We start from the raw sequence: 17282 nt of genomic DNA, 5'->3' as shown, positions 1-17282 counted from the left end.
TAAGCGGTCACGTTGCCGGAATCCTCCCGTTCACGTTCACCGGAACGTCGGTCACGATCCCGGAATCACCGGTCACGTTGGTCCGGAATACTCACGAACTCTGTCCGCCTGCTAGACGTAATGCAGGCGGCTTAGAGCTGAACCGCGCAAGCCTTTCAGCGCAACCCCTGAAGGCCGAAGCTCTAAGCCCAATAGCCGTGGCAGCGGGCCTGGGAAAGAATGCGATATCAGCCAACTCTAACGGCGCAGCAAACGCGTACCTTCTGCAGTATATTTTGCCCCTGCAAACGGAAGTGTTGATAACGACGCACCATTTGGTGTTGATTCCATAACCATACCTTGACCTAATTCAGCTTTCAGAACTGTTATCAGGGTGCTGCCGTTATCCAATTTTCCCTGCTGGAAAAACACGAAACCTAAATCGTGCCAAGACTTCAATGAAGAATACAGACTACTGCAGTCTTTAGCCTTCTCAGGCTTGGACGCAACAATTCTCTTACATTCATCAATGCCTTGTATTGGCTGAGGAACAATTACCGGGCCGGTAAAATCAGTGCCCGTTGTCTTCCGCACAATTCGTATGGCGGTTGGGGCCGCGTAGTTATCAGTCAAAGCGATATATCCGATTTTTGTTACCTGATTGAAATAGAATTTGACGCCTCTAACGTTTGGCGAACTGCCTGCAGCGGCTGTCATGACTTCTGTTTGTTCTTCGCTAGCAAGTTTTGCTTTCATGTCGGAGATAGGCCCGCTCTCACCTTCGTTCAGCGCAAATGCCGAAGTTGCACTCAATACTATTGCAGTGCTAACGATTGCCGACGCGAACAGTCTGTTCTGGGTGTCCATAATATTCCTCTCAGACTACAGTCTTTTATTAAAGAAAGAGCGCATAACCCGGCTTTCGCCCTGGCGTTGCATCGACTTCGTTCAGGCTTGGACCTCTACAGTGGCCGCACTCAATCAGGACTTGAAGCGATTCAGGTTATGCCACCAATTTGCTGACACCGCAAGGGCAGGAGGCGCTCGGACGGTCCTTTAATGCAGGTACAGCGGTGATGCCTCCTCTGCCCAGGTACGAGTCTTTCCCTTGTCCAGCGTCTATGGGGGAAGTCAGCCCTTTGAGGTTCGACCTGGTGTTTGACGACCGGTACTTTATGGCGTCGAACGAACTAAATCTGCTCAATACCCTACTTCTTTCAAAAGAGGAGGAGGGCTGTAAACTAGTGTTCGACGTTGAAGCTCTACCAGCGCTTGGATGAACTTATAGTGAATTTTTATAATTAAATTTTTTCTAATAATTTTTTATAACGGTCTTACTCCGCTGCCAGCCCCAAATCCAGTAACCCCTCCAGAGTCGCCGAGCTAATTCGCAAGCGTGGTCACTTTATAATTTTGCATTATATTAAGCCGTCCTGCCCTATAAGTGACTGTTTACAAAGGAATCTCCAATTTCACTTGACTTGGACAAGCGGCCAAGAAGTCCTCTAGCATGACCGTCTGCTCCTGGTCGTAACCCGACTTTGGAAGAATGCTGGCGAATGTTCGGTCACCCTCTTCTTGCATCAACGACGATTCATGCTTGACCGTCCGCTCCAGGTCACCTGTTTCCAACCATGGGCTCCAACCGACCATCTTCGTACTCCATGACCACGGTGGTCACGGTAAGCGGCTCCTGAGGAAGCTCCAATTTAAAGGGAACGTAGTATCCTTTGAAACACCGCATTTGCTCAGGCAAACCCTCAGCCAATTTTTCCATGAGTGAACCGAATAAGTGAGCATGGCTTGTGGGCTCAGACAACATGGAGGCATGGGCAACACCGGTCATATCCTGTCCATCTGGTCCGCTCAAAGTGAAGTTGGTCGGTACCTTCTCCCATTGGGAGGCAAGCCAATCAGTTGCGGCCAATGAGCGCAGGAGTGAAAGCTTCAATTTGTCGTTACCCTCCAGCACATAAGCTTTTCCAGCCAGTCGGACAATGTAGCCGTCCTCCCCTGCGTAAGCCCAGAGGTTAAGAACCACCTCTAGTTCCTGCAATGTGTGGGAAATTGTCTTCATGTATTGCATTACAATTTTTCATACGGTTAGAACTTGGACGGAATAAACCTGAAGACACCCCAGTTGCGGTATGAATTAGGCCTCTGGCAGTCTCTCAAAGTACGTCGCTCACTTCTGCAAAATTCACAACTGGGTCAGGCCATTTGCGGGGCTGAATACCCAGCAGACCCTGTCGAATAAACTCCGCCAAAATCTCGTTACCAAGATTTTCCGCCGACTTATGAACGGGACGAATTACAGACGCAAGCGTTTTAATCGTCCTTCTCAATCCCTGTGTGATGGTGAAATCAAACTCAAGCATTACCGATACGAAGGTCTCGACCACTTCAGCTTCATCGTGTTCCGCACCGATTACGAATTCGAGCCACTCGCACACACAAATCCCTAAGCCCATTGCCTGAAGGTCAGGGTACAGCTTGGGCCAAAAACTGGCGTCATTAATTCTGAGCCACTCGACAACGCCGGCTGGTGTCAGGCCCGTGTAGATTACTGGAAGCAGATGCGCAGGATGGTCTTGCTCCCATTCCATGACCTTCATTATTGACAGACGCGGTGGCGCGTGCCGTGCCCAAAAATCGGCATTTGCGGGGTCAATTTTGCGACGTGACACAACCTTCTCAGGGGTACTGTCGGCATATCTTCGCAAAAACATAGGGATGTCAATGTCATCCATGCCGCTGGAGCTGGCACCTATCTTCGCAGTGGCTTGGGTGCGAGATGTTCGCCACACGCTGGGCACTGACATGGATGAGTTGTCTGGCAGATTCAAACCTGCCGATGCTGAGAAGTTGTGGATGGCTTCCCCCGTACGATGCCCCTGCTGCGATGGTGCCCCGTAAATATTTCCCGCGACCGAACCGGTGCCGCCCCACCCTGATGCCAACATATGCGGTACTTTGTACGAATCGGGCATTTCAAGGGGTTTTTCAGCCTCGGCTCGTTCATGCACCAGAATGAAGTTGGTTTCACTGCTGACCAGTTGGTACGACACGGCCATATCCACCAGTTTGGATTTTGGAAATTCATGGGTTTGTTCACAGGCACTGAATTGCTCAAACCTGGCGCACCTGGACAGCGTGTTGGCATCATCCTGCACAAATCCAACTTCCAGCTGCGCAAGCAACTTCTGGCTGCTCTGGCCTTCCAAGTGACCCCACAGCTTGGCCTGGCCCGCCATCGGCGCTTCCAGTTCACCGACGACAACTGCATACATCGTCAAAGTATCGCCCTCAAAGGCAAGGTCAGGCACGCTACTGGCCCATTCAATTTCCCAGCCGGCAGGCCATTCCACCTGCAGTTTTTTTACATAGGGCGAGCGCAGCCGATTGAACATCCTCAGCACGGCCGGTTCAACATCTTCGCCCGGTGCCACGAAGTCGCAAGCACCCCCAGTGGCCTGTGCCAAGCGGCGCAAATGAACTTCCGCTGGGCTGGCGCCAATGCCGACCACAAACACCCGATGACCGGAGGTTTTCGCGGTGTCGATGACTTCATTGATGCCCTGAATTTCTCCATCCGTGATGAGCAGCAAGTCACAGCGGCCATGATGGGCCAGGCTGATGGTTGAGGCCAGCGCCTGCGCCATCTCAGTCCCCCCCAAATCGGCGGCCAAACGCGAAACCCATCGCAAGCCAGACGCCTTGGCAGGAATGGAACCTGACCACATGCCACGGCTGCGATGCTCGACAGTGCTGCCAAACCGGGACAGAGTGAATTTATCCGTCTTTTCCATGCCCATGACGATGGAACGCAGGGCGCAGCGGGCGGCCTCCATGCTGTCGCCATTCATGGAGCCGCTGCAGTCCACCAGAATTTTGACGGCAACTGGTTTGGCAGAGTCTTGAGACAACAGCGGGCTGAAACTGGCCATGACGGTGGTGCGCCCTGGGAACCAGAGGTCTGGACTGGCGATACCCACTGACGACTGGGGCAGCTCGCTGAGAACGAGAACAAAATCCCTGTCCAGTGACCCCTTTTGGGCCAGCTTGACGATAAGTTCATCAGCGCCGGGCTGGTAGGCGGTCTTGTGGCTTGGAGACGCAACGTTGGCCTTTGCCAAAGAGCCGTGAAGAGTGATGGTGATGTCGAACGGGTACTCCGCACAGATATCCGTTTCGACAACCTGGTGGGGTTGGAGTCCACCCTGGGTCAGGGGATTGCCGTACCTGGGCGCAATTGTGGTCGGCAGCATCAGGCGGAGCTGGCCTTGCTCCAGTTGGAGAATCTGGGCATATCGAACCAGGATGACGCAGGCCTCTTTTGCAAGCAGGTTGCCAAGCTCAAGGGTGTAGCTGAGGTCGGCATTGCGCTCAAGCATGATGCTCGTGTTTCCTTCCGACAGGGCTTCTTCGTATTTCGCCCTCGCCGTTTGCCTGGCCGTCACTTCGCCGCGTAGGCGTTGACCATTGAGCTCAACGTCCACGCCCAACAGCACCGCGCCCCAGGGCAATGGAAAGGTATAGGTGACCTCGGTATTGGTCGCGCCGGGATTGCGAAACCGCTGCAGCAGGCTCATCTCCAGCATTCGCCCGTGAACAACCCCTCGGGCGGTAACACCTTCAAGGACGAGGCTTTCACCCATTGAATTGGACAAGGCAGCCTGTCGGGTTGAGCTCATTTTTTATTTCCTTCCTGCGGTTTGACATCGGTATCTGTTGGGTCTTTGCTGCCCTCTTCTTCTAGCGGGGATGCCTGCAAGACCGTTGAATAGAGGGTCATGACCCCCCGGGAGAACTGGCGAACCTGTTCAGGTGTCATCTGCGCACGGGTCGGCTCGATGATGATTTCAAGGCCGTCGGCGATGTGCAGATGACTGCACACTTCAATCGAGCCGGGCTTTTTCGGGCGGGCAAGCACTGGAGGTACCTCACCATGGAGCATCTCGCGAATACGGTCCAGCGACACGCCGGCCGAGGTCCATTTCTTGATGAGCAGCACCTGCTCCAGATGGCGCGCACCGTATCTGGCTGCCCGGGTCTCACCTTCCGGGCGGTCAACCAGGCCGTTTTGCACGTAGTACCGTACGGTGCGCACTGGCAGGTCAGCCAAAACGCAGAGTTCGTTGAGCGTGTATTGGTCAGGAGTCGGCGTTTGCATTTGCATTTATTGAGACACTTATTAAGAACAGTTTTAGTGTATCAATAAAGTCGAATGAGTCAAGCATCTTTTGCACAGGGCGAGCGTTTTCTACGTTGACATAAGTAGCTGGAACGCCGCCAGTTCAGGCTCTGCGCGGGTCGATTCCATCAGTCTACACAAGGGGAAATATCGATAAAATCCAAAGTGGCGAGGGATGGAGTGGACAAGCAGACCCGTAACCCAACCCAGTAGAATTGTTTTCAATAAGGAGGAACTATGGGAAGAGTTATGACCATCCTTGCCGTCGTTGGCGTCTTGGCTGCGCTGTTCTTTACGTACCGGTACGGGGTGTTTTAAAACACACTTCAAAGAAGACATTCAATCGTCATGGCGGCCATCCTAGGACTTCGCGCCAAATTCGACCAGAAGCACACTTTTAACGGAAGCATGAATATTGAGCTTCCAAAAGCGTGCCTTCCCAGACTGCCCCCCACACACTGCCGTCATACCAGCCAACCTCGCCATGTTTGGGGATTCGCATGCCCTGAACAGGGACGTATTCTCGAAAGCGCCCTTCCCACGGTTTCTGAACATAGCTGCCACCAAAACTGCCCCAACGCCCCGGCGTAAAGATGCCGACAACTTCGCCTGCCGCGTTGAACCGGAATTCGAGTGACACAGTGACATCATGGACTGTGAGCGTCGCGCATGCCGTGCGGTCATCAATGGCACTCCAACGCAGACGCTCGCTGGGCAGCAGGGCTGTCGGACTCCAGACTGTTTCGGCCAGGAAGCGATGTAGCGCGCCGGAGTTCATCTCTGGTGTGCCGCCATCCGAGGCGATTCTGATGGCTGAGAGCAGACTGACCTGGCCGGCGCCACGGCCGTCGACCAGAGAATCAAGCACCCGAATATGGATGCCAAGAGTAGCCCGGACCCGGGCGTCCCAGAGGAATCCAGTGGTTGTCGGTGCAATCGTCTGCTCGGCAGTGAAGGTCATCCAGCGTTCGGTCTTGGCGTCTAGCCTTAGCCGGCCTTCTTGCCGGAGATGTGCCAGACCGATAGTCTCGAATCCATCGGGCAGTGCCATGTGGAGATAGCGCTGCACAGGTGGCGGAAGGCTGTCGTAGTCAATTGAGCCTTGAACCAAGCCGGTCTTGACCTTTGATGCCTTTTCAAGAGCAGCGGCTAGCGAGCCGACTGCTTGACGTTGTGCTCTGCATCCGAGAACAAATATCACGGCAGCAATAACCACGGCACAGGTGATGGCAACAACCATAGTCATGGCAAACCATTCAGATTAATCATCTCTTTGCACGTGGCACGGGTAACAGAGTAACGGGATAACGGCGTCATGACAATGGCAGATTACAAAAGCTCCCCCCTGATGCGGTGACTTTTTCTGTATTGAAGTTGATGCTCTGACTGGTCTGAAAAATTTGTTTTTTTGTACAAAGAAAATTTGAATAATTTTTTAAAAAATATAAACATTCACCCTCTACGGTTCAGCCGGCCACGAATTGCGGTTGGCAACTACCAAATAGGAACTGTTTATGCAATCACATTCAATTCAAATCAAACCTCTCGATAGTCGCTGCCGCTACTGGGCAAAGATAGTGCGAGCTGGAAACGAACTCCCTGTACCCTCGCTCATCACGGGAGCCAATGATATTGGTGGCCCTTACTTGCAACTTGGAGAGGAAGAACTACTACCAGGTGATGCCCTTTTCGAGGGAGAGGCGAATCATCAGCGCCGCAATGACCGTGGTTGGAGCTATTGGCTTGCGTTTGTGAGCGAAAGCGGTGAATTTGTCCGTTACGAATCTAGTTTTAGCACTCAGAAAGCGGAAATGAAGGCACAAGGCCTTTCACCTGAATTGCTTAATGGGAGCGGGGACATTGCCGCCATGGTGCGCATTGTTCACGGACTCCGAGCAGGCCTGAGCGTGACGCCCTCAAAAACCGAATAGCCAAATTGATGACAACGCGTTGCTGAACCGTTTAAATCAGCATGTCGATTTCCAAATTGGATAAACCCTTATGCAACAACTGGCGTCGGAGACTTCGGCTCCTGAAAAGTACCTTCAATTATGAATATTTCTTTTAACTTACCTGGAATTAAATTCAGGTTTTGTAATTCAATCGTCGAGACACAGATTCGCTGATTCAGTCCCAAGGCACCATCAGCGCCATGTACCCAATATTCCGCGCGTCTGGGCGTCCACTCTCCCAGTTCACTGTGATGCGGATACAAGAGCAAGACATCCGGGGACGCGTATTGGGTCGAATAAGCGTACATCTGGTACACGTCAGTCGAGGTCACACCCTCCCGGTATGACTCTTCCTTGAGGCGCTTCCACTTGGTGTCAATAATGAAAGCAATCTTCCCTCCTTTCCTTGCCACGATGTCTGGCTTTAGTGCAAAAACCGGGCTCCCGCTTGCAAGACGTGCCAAATGGCGCTTTGGGCCCTGAAGTGAAACCACCAGCCCATCCTTGGCGAAAAGGCGTTTAGCGATGGCGCCCACATAGCTCTCAAAAAGCTGGTTCATATCAAAGAGCAAGGCGAACCCGTCCCCGGAGCCAGAGACGATGTCAGGAGACTTGCTTTCTATGAAGAGCCGTGCGAGCGCCAGAACAGGCTTGTACCGTAAAGATAAGCGGTTAGTTCCAGCCATTGCCCAGTTGATGGCGTTGGGAGCCAGGTCATCAACCTCTTGAAAGCAAAATACCAACTCCGCAATGTTGCGCTGGTTGGTCTGGGTTTTTGCCACTTTGCTCAGAACGCGCAATGCCGCCTTCAGGGCTTGGTTCAGCGGGTTGTTTTCTGAAAACTCGTCAAATATGCAAGCCAATCGGTCCGGCCGAGCCAGATTATGGCGAATTTGGTCGATTACTGACAGTCGACCGCGAAGCATCGTCAAGTTATCGCTGCGAGTCTCATAGCGTCTGACCATCCCCCTGCGCACGCATTGCCACAGCTTCTCGCAGAACAACCGAATCAATATTTCAAGGATGCTGTCGTTGTGCTTGTCGACCTTGGTGGAATCATCGTCGTAAAGCTGAAGGTCCAGCACCACGGAAATCATCCTGGCCAGGTTATGCCTGACCTGTGATATCTCGCCCTCGATTTTCGGAAGCACCTCAATCTGGTCGCGACCAAGATTGATGACTCCCACAAAGTTCTGAGCGACCAGGCTCAACCGTGGACCATGCTGGAATACAGTGACCTTGTGAAGCTTTTGGTATTCCTCCGAAAATCGTTCAAGCGCACGATGCTGGTCCGCTCTTACGACCCGATTGATGGGGTCGAAGGTGTCACCGCATGTGATTCGCTCGTATTCCCGTAGTGCCAGAACCGCCATAGCTCAGTTGCCGCCGTAAATGCGCTGGTATGCAGTCACCGGGAAAGGCGCCTCATTGACCCTGTACACAACTCGGGGCTCGTCCGAGAAGCTTTCGTCCCCGTCTGCGGGCAGCTGTGCGAGTTTATTGCTGATGACAAAGTCACCTGTGCCGTAGTCGTTTAGCGCACGTCGAACGTTAGACCAGTTTTCGTAAAAGTACTCCTGCAAAAGCGGGATAACCTTGCGCCGGAAGACCTGCTCCAAGCCCTCAACGCTTGAAATTCCTATGAAAAATGCATGGCCAATGCGATGGTCACGGTCGAACAACGCTTCAATTCGGTCATTGAGCGCTGTCAGCAGCTTGACCAAGTCCACCCCAGGAATATCATTTTTTTCCAGCGTCGAGGCGTCCGGCTCCAATTCTTCAAAGTCAAACCGACGCCTCAACGCCGTATCCAGCAATGCAATTGAACGGTCGGCCGTATTCATTGTCCCAATCACATGCAAATTTGAAGGAACAGTAAAGTCTTCCCCTGAGTATGGAAGCTTGACCGAAATGGCATTTGTCTCCCCTTCACGCTTATCTGGTTCCAACAGCGTTATGAGCTCACCAAAAACTTTTGAGATGTTGGCCCTGTTAATTTCATCAATGATGAGTACATGGGGTTGAACTGGGGGCTCTTTCGTTTGTGCAGTCAAAAGAGCATTTAGTTTTTCATAGTTAAGGCCCAACGCATCCAATTTGTAAATTGCTTGCATTGCAAAACCTCTATCGAAGATTTCGCTAACCGGCATAGCTGGCTCAAACACCGCAAGCCATTTGACAGGCCGACTCTGATGGAACGGAGCATCTTCCAAGAACTCATACTCGCCCGTAACCTCTGCAATACCACGGAATGATTTGTTCCCGTTAGACACCACGACGATGTCACCAATCTTCAGCTCATTATTCAAATAATTGACTGCCCAAACATGGGCCTCTATCCTTATTGTTTCTGGAGCATCTTTAAGCAATTTCTCCCTAATTGCAGATTCATTTTTGCAACCTGTGAAATCCACTTCATTGCCGTATCCGAGGAGCACGCACTCGTTCTCCAGTGCATATTTAAAAACCGTTACTCCTTCTTCGCTCCAGCTTGCCCCCAAGGACATTTTGAAGATAGTCCGCTGTTGCAATGGTTTTCCAGAAAGCCCGGGCTTCACGAGTTGACGGATTCGGGCGGAATCACAGGCCTTGCGGAATACGCCGGGAACCACACTGTAGGCAATTTGACTTGAGGAATTGAGGTGTGGCCGCAGCCCTTCAATGAACTCTTCATAGCCAAATGATTGGTGGAACGTCACAAAACTGATTCGTTGCTCCAGCCGAAGAACTTCGTACCGAGCCATCAACTCCTTACGGGTAGGTGGTACCTTACCATCGCAAAGCTGGACTGCACGGGCTGCTGTTACATAGGTCTTGCCGGTTCCGGGAGGACCATAAAGGATGGTGTTTGTCGCATTCATTTTTGAAATTTCAAGGTTTGTAGCATCTAAAGGCACTGGAATACTTAACTGCGGGACTTGTGCCGAAAGGGAAGCAGATACTGAACTATTCACTATACGAACTAAATACTTCCCCTCAGATTCTTTTTTAATTTCGGCAACATCACCTGATTTTGCACCAGAGTGACTGAAATATGAACCAAACCTTGACCTCAAACGTCCAGTATTACCCGTTACCCTAACATCATCTTCATATATTTTTCCAAATTCGTCTACTAAGGTGATTAGAGTTCCCTTTTGCTCTCCGCTTGCATTTCCGTAGTTTGCAGAAGAGAAAATTGACTGATTTAATGGAAAATGAATATATCCATTCCTAATCGCTCCATCCGTTAAAATTACACGTAATATATTTTCGCTAGCATTAAAGTTATTCATTTATTTATTTTATAAACCATACATTAAATTATAATAAACACTTAATCTGTCGTATTCGAAGTAGCGGTCGATTTTTCCGAATAATCAGCTATCCAGCAGAGTGTGTTTACAAGTGCCATTTGCTCTGGCGTCTTGCAATCCACATCCAGCAAGCGTGGACTGGCCACCACTACAACCAAGCACCTCGCTCGCGAAACTGCCACGTTCAGCCGGTTTTTGCTGTATAGGAACTCAATGTTGCGCGGCAGATATTCCCCGCTTGAGGTGGTCATGGATACCAGCACAGCTTCGGCCTCTTGGCCCTGGAACTTGTCGACAGTGCCTACCCGGGCACCTTCCGGCAGCACGCGCTTGAGCAAATTGACCTGCTGGTTGTAAGGTGCCACAACAAGAATATTGGACAGCCCCATGGCATGCTCGACCCCGTTGCGGTCCCTGTAGCGCTGTCCCAGAAGGCTCATGTAAAGCGCCCGAATCACCTCAGCCTCGACCTCGCTGCGCTGAGCGCAGCCATCGTGCTCAGTCCCCAAAAACCTGATGCCAGTGGGCTTGAGCGCAGGGTGGGCATCGCTTGCCAGCATCAAGCGCTGGTTTGAATTTTTGGGCTCGGCGTCGAGGCGACCGTCATAGACCGCCTCGGAAATAAATCGGCAGACATTCGGGTGCATGCGCCAGGTGTCGTTCAGAAACACGCCCGACTCGGGTGCAATCGTCGCCTCTCCTTTCAACAGATACTCAAGCACTGACGTACCCGATTCCCCGGGATGAACGCCCTGGATAGGCTGGCCAAGCTGCATCTGGTCGCCCAACAGAACGATGTTCCTGGCACAGGTTGACATGGCCATTAGATTGGCCAGCGACACCTGGCCCGCCTCATCGACAAAGAGGTAGTCGAATTTATGCTCAAGTCTGGGCGAGGAAAACAGCCAGGCCGTGCCGGCGCACAGGGAAAACTCCTTGAGCCGTTTGATGATGTCCTGGGTATTGGTGCTGTCGACGATGAATTTCCCGTTGATGCACGATTCTGGACCGGTGGACTTCTTGACGCCCTTGAAGGAAAAGCCAACGCCTTGGGCGACTTTCTCAACGGCCACCAGGAGATTGTTGATGGCTTTGTGGCTGTTGGAAGTGACGGCCACTGTTTTTCCCGCTTTGAGCAGCGCAACGATAATGTGCGAGCCGGTGTACGTCTTCCCGGCCCCGGGAGGTCCTTGGATGAACAGGTAGCTGCTCGACAGCTTTGCCACCACCCGGATGGTTCCTGCCAGTAGGTTTTCACCCTGCGCAATCAACGGCTGCGCGCCGTCATCACCCTCAACTCGGGGATTTACCTTTCTCAGCAAGTCCAGACCAGCACGGAACTTGTTGTCCCCTGCAAGGTAGGCATCGACAAAGCGCTTGTACGCGCCCTGAATCACGGACGTATTGATTGGAAGACCGGTGCCGAGCGCCACACCCGAGCTCGGTGGCGGGTCTTCAAACCCCACGTCAAAGCTCACCTCGCGGTTGTCTTCGTCGATAACGACCAACTTCGCCTCAAGCATCGACTCGACCACTGCACAGTTGTCGCCCGTCTTGAACTTGAATTCCTGCTCCGGAAAGCGGTAACAGCAACTCCAGCCGTCGCCATTTTGGACGTGCGGCTTGACCTGGCTCAGCCCTGCGATGACCTCGATATCTTCCAGCAATTCATCGTCAGTAGCCTGCTGACGCGCAAAGAGCGCCCACCACACCGGCTTTTCGCAGCGACGGTGAAAATCCAGAAGGTGAAACATCAACTCTTGCATGCAGTCTTGGTCGCTCCACATCAGCCGGTCGGCCGGCAGACTGCCGAGTAGTTGCACACGGTAAGCATCCATTGCCGCTTCAGCGCGCAGCGCAGCGGGCGACTTTTCCCTGGCCTGTAGCGCGTCCACGATACCCATGGCCGCCGGCGCCGCTTCCTGAGGCCGAATGCGCATCAGCCACTGACGCAGCTCGAAGGTGCTAATGACATCATCCTTGTTGTAATCCTCGATGGCCTGAAGCAATGCGGCGTTCTGCGTTGCTTTCCACTGCTCGTAGTAAACAATGGATGCGCCAGCGGTCTGGATGTCGCCTGCCCGTGCGGCGCTGTAAAAGCGCTCGATGGATTTGATGGAATAGCTGGGCTCTCCCACGCGCAGGCCCTCGCGAACCACGGCATACAGGTCCACCAGCTTTCGGTCCCTGAGCAGGTTGTCCACCGCGTCTTCCCGGGTTCCGTGCAGGCACATCAGCCGTTTGAGGGCCGTGGGTTCGTACGGGGCATAGTGATAGACATGGGCGTCGGGCCATTGCACCAAGTGCGCCTTGACGAAATCGATGAAGGCTTCGAAGGCGACCTTTTCTTGCGCCCGGGAATGGGCCCAGAAGGGCTTGAACACCGCGATGGCATTTTTAAAATAGTACAAGCCGAACAGGTACTCCAAGCCCCCCTCCTCCAGTGGGTCACCTTCCATGTCAAAAAAGAGGTCTCCTTCGCTGGGCCGGGGTAGCCGCCCAAAGCCTTTGCCAACCAGAACGGGAAGCAGTTCAAAAACCTGAAGGCCGGTCTTCAGTGTCTGGACCTGCAGCCGCGCCTGATGGCTCAGCCGCTGAAGGGTGTCTGCCTGCATGCGGGGAATCTGCGCACCTGCGGGCAGGCCGGCAAGTGCCTCCATGGTTGAAATGCCCGCAGCGCGTAAGCGGGGCATCTGCAGGCGGGTGATGCCAGCGATTCGGTTGAGGTGGTCCTCGCTTTCCCACTGCTTAGCGCACAGGTCTCTCCAGCGGCACAGAGAACAATGGCCGCTTCGCTCAGGAAAGCTCTCACGGTCGGCCTGCGCTGTCCATGCCAGGAACCGCTGCTTGAGTTGTCCGTGGTAGCGCTGGTAGTCAGCCACCAGAAACGTCTCCTTGCGACCATCGCCGAGCACCACGTGCATGAGGCGCGGCATGAGCCCTTGGACCTCGGCAAGCATTTCCGAATACAGGCACAACTGGAGCAAGAACTTGGCGCGGCTTGACCGCGCCAGCTTGGTGTCGACCACCTCGTAGCTGTAGTTGCCCAGTCTGGATGGAGTGGCGACGCGCACCAGGAAGTCGGCATGGCCAAGCCATGGGTCGGTTAGGAATGTTGCCTGAAACAAGACCTCGGCCCCGGAGGCAAGCGCCTTACAAGTATTGGCAGACGCAGCATCGTTGCCAATGCCATCCTCTGTCAAATCCGTGACGCCGCCGCACTGCGACTTCAAGAGCTCAAGGTAGCGCCCTTCATGCTCGAAACCCTTGCCTTGTATAAGCGCCATTTCATCCGTATCAACTGCTTTGACAAGCGGCGTCTCCAGGTTGATTAGGTCCAGGTGCGTGAGGTGCGTGCAAGCCGCAAAGTTGACAAGGTCCGATGCTGAAAACAGCTTTCCCGAAATTGACTTTTGCATTGGCTGGCGCTTTCATTGTTTTTGTTTTGCTGGATTGGACCACGAAGCTCATCAGTAAAAGCGCTATTGAAACCGGAACCGGTTGGCGCTGGCGTTCAGCACCTGGGGCCTGCGGCTGCGGCCTGGCCGCCGGGAGGAAAGGCTGACGTCGCGCAGCATGCGCCGATACCGGTGCCCTGCCGTGACAACACAGCCGTCGGCATTGACCACGGCATACAGGGAACGAACGTCCACGGCTTTGCGCCACAGCTGAGCAGGCTCATGAAGCGCGACCTCCTGAAGGGTTCCATCGTCAAACGTCACCACTTCGCAGCCTTTATGGTCGTGTTCATGCCGGCCGTACTGCAGCAGGCAATCAAGCACCGACAGGTCAACGCCGCGCTGCTGCACGCGCAGACTTGCATGGGCCGTCAGGCGGCTGGCGGGCATGGCCTGCCCTTGCGTAAAAACATCCTGTTGGTTCATCTTTTTCTCCGGTAGTCCACGAGCCAACGTATTATTGAAAGAGCAGTGGCTCATGAGAGGAGCCACCTTAAAAATAACAGGACCGCATGGACAAAACCGAACGCTTTTACAAAATCGACGCCCTGCTTCAGGCCAACCGCTTCGTTCCGATTGAGCGGATGCTGCGCGAACTCGAGGTGTCCAAAGCTACGTTTAAGCGTGACTTGGAGTACATGCGCGAGCGCCTCAACGCGCCTATCGAATGGGACCGGGAGGAAGGCGGTTATCGGTATACCGGCCAAAAGAATGGACGGCAGCAGTCCCTGCCGGGGCTTTGGTTCAATTCGAGCGAGGCTTATGCATTGCTCATGATGCAGGCCCTGCTTGCGGAGATGCAACCGGGCCTGCTGGGCGCCCATATCGAGCCATTGAAAGCACGCCTGAGGGCCGTCATCGAGTCCGGCCATCATCCGGCCAGCGATGTGGAAAGCCGGATTCGCCTGCTCAATGTGGCGGTGCGGTCGGTACCGGACAGGAACTTTGAAATCGTGGCGGCCGCCCTGCTCAGCCGCGAGCGCCTGGAAATGGCGTACTACGCGCGGGGCCGTGACGAATCGAGCCAGAGGGAAATTTCGCCACAGCTGCTGATTCACTATCGCGGCAATTGGTACTTGGCCGCCTGGTGCCATCTGCGCAAGGAAATGCGGTCATTTGCTATGGATGCCATCAAAACGGCAGTTGTTCTGAGCAAGCCTGCGAAAGAGATTGCCAGGCGCGAACTGGACGGGTTTGTGGGCAAGGGGTACGGCATCTATTCGGGGCCAAACGTGCGCTGGGCGAAATTGCGATTCTCGGCAGTGCGTGCCCGATGGGTCTCACGTGAACAGTGGCACCCCCTCCAGCGTTCTTTGCAAGAGGATGATGGAAGCCTGCTTTTGGAAGTTCCGTTCACCGACATGCGTGAACTGGCCATGGACATTTTGCGGCAGGGCCAGCATGTCGAAGTGCTGGAGCCACCAGAACTTCTGGCAGCGGTTAAGGCCGAACTCAAGCAGGCGCTGAGTCAATATTCGTCTAAGGATTAACTTTCCGGGAAGTTCCATCGGGCTCGGTCAACGAAAAATATAGCTGTAGTCTGGCGCCAGCGCCAATCGTCGTACTCGCTGATTGAGCTTGAAGCCCACCGTCACTGCCCTGTCGGCCCTAAAGTCCGCCGAACCTCTTCCTCGTCGATTGAGCGCGCCGCGCCGAAGCCCGCCACCTGCCTGGCACCTTTGGGCTCGATGGCGACAAACCGGAAGTCGCCCAGTTGGGTCATGAATTGAGCTTCCGGAAATCTCTTCACGTACGCAGACTGGCAAGTTTCCCAGGCGGGCGTGCCGGCTTCTAGCACCCGTGCCCAGCCATCCAGCGTGACTCGTGACAAGGCATGGACCGGCTCGCCCTCCACCTCCGCCTGCATCACGAGCACGGACACATTCGGCCGGGCTTGCAGGTTGCCTGTATGGGCAGCCAAGCCGCTCACATGGATGACCAGGAACCCGAGCGACGGCTCCATCGCGTAGGGAACCATGGAAACAAACGGATTGCCGTCATCGTCGAGGGTCCCCAGGGCAGCGACTCGCCTTGAATGCAACAGAGCGCGCAGCGCAAGGGTCAGTCTGGTTTCGTGCAGCATGAAGGTGTACCTAAAAAAACAGATGTTTGAACGTAAAGCTAACCGTCACGTACGGCAGGCAAAAGGTCTGATAAGTCTGTACAGGCGTTCCCGCCATTTGCATAAGCAGGCAACACAGTGCGCTCGCCCTGAGAAGCAATTGTGCGCATCACGGCCAACGGCGCCCAAAAAATTCTTTCCTAAAAGACATTCGTACCCAGCATGGTGGTCATACTGGTGCGCTACGTCATTATTCAGTTGCTGCCAATCTGGCTGCCCAAAGTCAGGATTGATGCCAGCGATACGCATTCGCTATCGGGCTGGTTTAGAGAACTGTCATCCCTATAGAAGGCCGGTTGAGCTTGGAGGATGGGCACTTGTGCTTTCTCAGTTTCTCATAGATGATATGGAGACAGTAAAGTTGTGATGTGGATGAGGAGCAACCCATAATACTGATAGCAGTTAAGCGTAAGGAACTATCACCGACGCATCGCACAAGTAGAGCATGCTCAGCCTTTGCGAAAGTTTACTCAATTCAATAAACTTTCTCGCTAATAACATGATGGTAAAAAGTTAACCTAAATGGTAATTCTTATATTGAAGTATCTTTAAATTAAAAATTCTTGCATCTGAAATTTTTACTTATTTGCTAAAAATCAATGAAATTGCTTGTTGCTAAAGCAAAATTATTTAAGAATTTAACAGTCATAATTGTTGCCAGTTAAAAAAACCGAGCTAAAAATGGATAGCGATAAGGTACCCTTCTTTGTTACTCTCGCTTTAGCTATCGCAGGCTGGTCAGCTACGTACATCGTCGGTCGCATCACGACCTCACCAACACTTGAGTATAAAATTTCTCAGGCTGTAGCTAATCCTTCCGAAAAGCAGCCTAACGCCAAAAGTATAACCGTACAACTCACAAACCTCACGCGCACCACAACATTCAAGAATTTAACAGTAGTGTTTATGGCTCAAGGAAATACTCAAATCCTAGGTAACATAACTGAAATGCAGCCTATACCACCTGCTTTTGAGGGCAACGACCCATGGAAGTATCGGGGAGGCCTTGCACAATACACGATACCTAAAGTTCACCCTGGCTGGAGATTTTCGATTCTCGTTGGTTTCATTGGCGATAAACCGCCGACTTTAAGATTTGAAAGTGAGGACCCCATATACATGACTGAACCATCTTGGGAGACTTGGTTTGTGAGGCATGAGGTATGGTTCTTTGTTGGGATTGCTGGAATATGGCTACTGGCGACCTTTCTTTTCTATTGGCAACGCTTAATCATAAGAAAACCTGCTTAATTACCGATTTCTCTATTGTTAAAAATACTG

The 17282-nt window shown here is 53.0% G+C and carries 12 protein-coding genes and 1 pseudogene; 3 read left to right on the top strand and 10 right to left on the bottom strand.

The window, feature by feature from the left end; genetic code table 11:
- Positions 1-237 precede the first annotated feature (237 nt).
- The 5 genes and pseudogenes from GZ092_RS10045 to GZ092_RS10025 form a co-directional block, all read right to left on the bottom strand.
- On the bottom strand, positions 238-846 hold the full coding sequence (locus tag GZ092_RS10045) for a hypothetical protein (protein ID WP_293636251.1): 609 nt from the start codon (positions 844-846) through the stop codon (positions 238-240).
- Positions 847-1597: 751 nt separating this feature from the next.
- Positions 1598-2056, bottom strand: coding sequence for a hypothetical protein (locus tag GZ092_RS10040; RefSeq protein WP_293636250.1), 459 nt, complete (start codon positions 2054-2056; stop codon positions 1598-1600).
- 1390 nt (positions 2057-3446) lie between these two features.
- Positions 3447-4637 (bottom strand): annotated as a pseudogene (locus GZ092_RS10035) (VIT and VWA domain-containing protein); the annotation flags it as partial.
- A gap of 32 nt (positions 4638-4669) precedes the next feature.
- Positions 4670-5152, bottom strand: coding sequence for a helix-turn-helix domain-containing protein (locus GZ092_RS10030; RefSeq protein ID WP_293636249.1), 483 nt, complete (start codon positions 5150-5152; stop codon positions 4670-4672).
- A 418-nt stretch (positions 5153-5570) separates the two neighbouring features.
- Entirely contained in the window at positions 5571-6419 is an 849-nt protein-coding gene (locus GZ092_RS10025; RefSeq protein ID WP_293636248.1) for a DUF6544 family protein, read from the bottom strand.
- A 268-nt stretch (positions 6420-6687) separates the two neighbouring features.
- On the opposite strand from GZ092_RS10025, the gene GZ092_RS10020 reads away from it, so the two are divergent.
- Entirely contained in the window at positions 6688-7104 is a 417-nt protein-coding gene (locus GZ092_RS10020) for a hypothetical protein (RefSeq protein WP_293636247.1), read from the top strand.
- Between the two features lie 68 nt (positions 7105-7172).
- Here the strand turns inward: GZ092_RS10020 and GZ092_RS10015 are convergent, their stop codons facing one another.
- The 4 genes from GZ092_RS10015 to GZ092_RS10000 all read right to left on the bottom strand — a co-directional run bounded on the left by GZ092_RS10015 (position 7173) and on the right by GZ092_RS10000 (position 14305).
- Entirely contained in the window at positions 7173-8498 is a 1326-nt protein-coding gene (locus GZ092_RS10015) for a hypothetical protein (RefSeq protein WP_293636246.1), read from the bottom strand.
- A 3-nt stretch (positions 8499-8501) separates the two neighbouring features.
- Positions 8502-10400, bottom strand: a complete 1899-nt coding sequence (locus GZ092_RS10010; RefSeq protein ID WP_293636245.1) for an AAA family ATPase — start codon at positions 10398-10400, stop codon at positions 8502-8504.
- A gap of 41 nt (positions 10401-10441) precedes the next feature.
- On the bottom strand, positions 10442-13840 hold the full coding sequence (locus tag GZ092_RS10005; protein WP_293636244.1) for a TM0106 family RecB-like putative nuclease: 3399 nt from the start codon (positions 13838-13840) through the stop codon (positions 10442-10444).
- 63 nt (positions 13841-13903) lie between these two features.
- Entirely contained in the window at positions 13904-14305 is a 402-nt protein-coding gene (locus GZ092_RS10000; protein WP_293636243.1) for a hypothetical protein, read from the bottom strand.
- Positions 14306-14391: 86 nt separating this feature from the next.
- Between GZ092_RS10000 and GZ092_RS09995 the strand changes: the two genes are divergently transcribed.
- On the top strand, positions 14392-15369 hold the full coding sequence (locus GZ092_RS09995; RefSeq protein WP_293636242.1) for a YafY family protein: 978 nt from the start codon (positions 14392-14394) through the stop codon (positions 15367-15369).
- Between the two features lie 101 nt (positions 15370-15470).
- Here the strand turns inward: GZ092_RS09995 and GZ092_RS09990 are convergent, their stop codons facing one another.
- Positions 15471-15962: a pyridoxamine 5'-phosphate oxidase family protein gene (locus GZ092_RS09990; protein WP_293636241.1), complete on the bottom strand. Its 492-nt coding sequence runs from the start codon at positions 15960-15962 to the stop codon at positions 15471-15473.
- Between the two features lie 690 nt (positions 15963-16652).
- Between GZ092_RS09990 and GZ092_RS09985 the strand changes: the two genes are divergently transcribed.
- Positions 16653-17252 (top strand): hypothetical protein, encoded by a 600-nt coding sequence (locus GZ092_RS09985; protein WP_293636240.1) that lies wholly within the window; start codon positions 16653-16655, stop codon positions 17250-17252.
- Positions 17253-17282: the final 30 nt, after the last annotated feature.

Source organism: Polaromonas sp. (assembly GCF_010365105.1).
Taxonomy (GTDB): domain Bacteria; phylum Pseudomonadota; class Gammaproteobacteria; order Burkholderiales; family Burkholderiaceae_C; genus Polaromonas.
The sequence above is the reverse complement of the archived record's forward strand: the minus strand, read 5'-3'. Positions and strand labels throughout refer to the sequence as shown.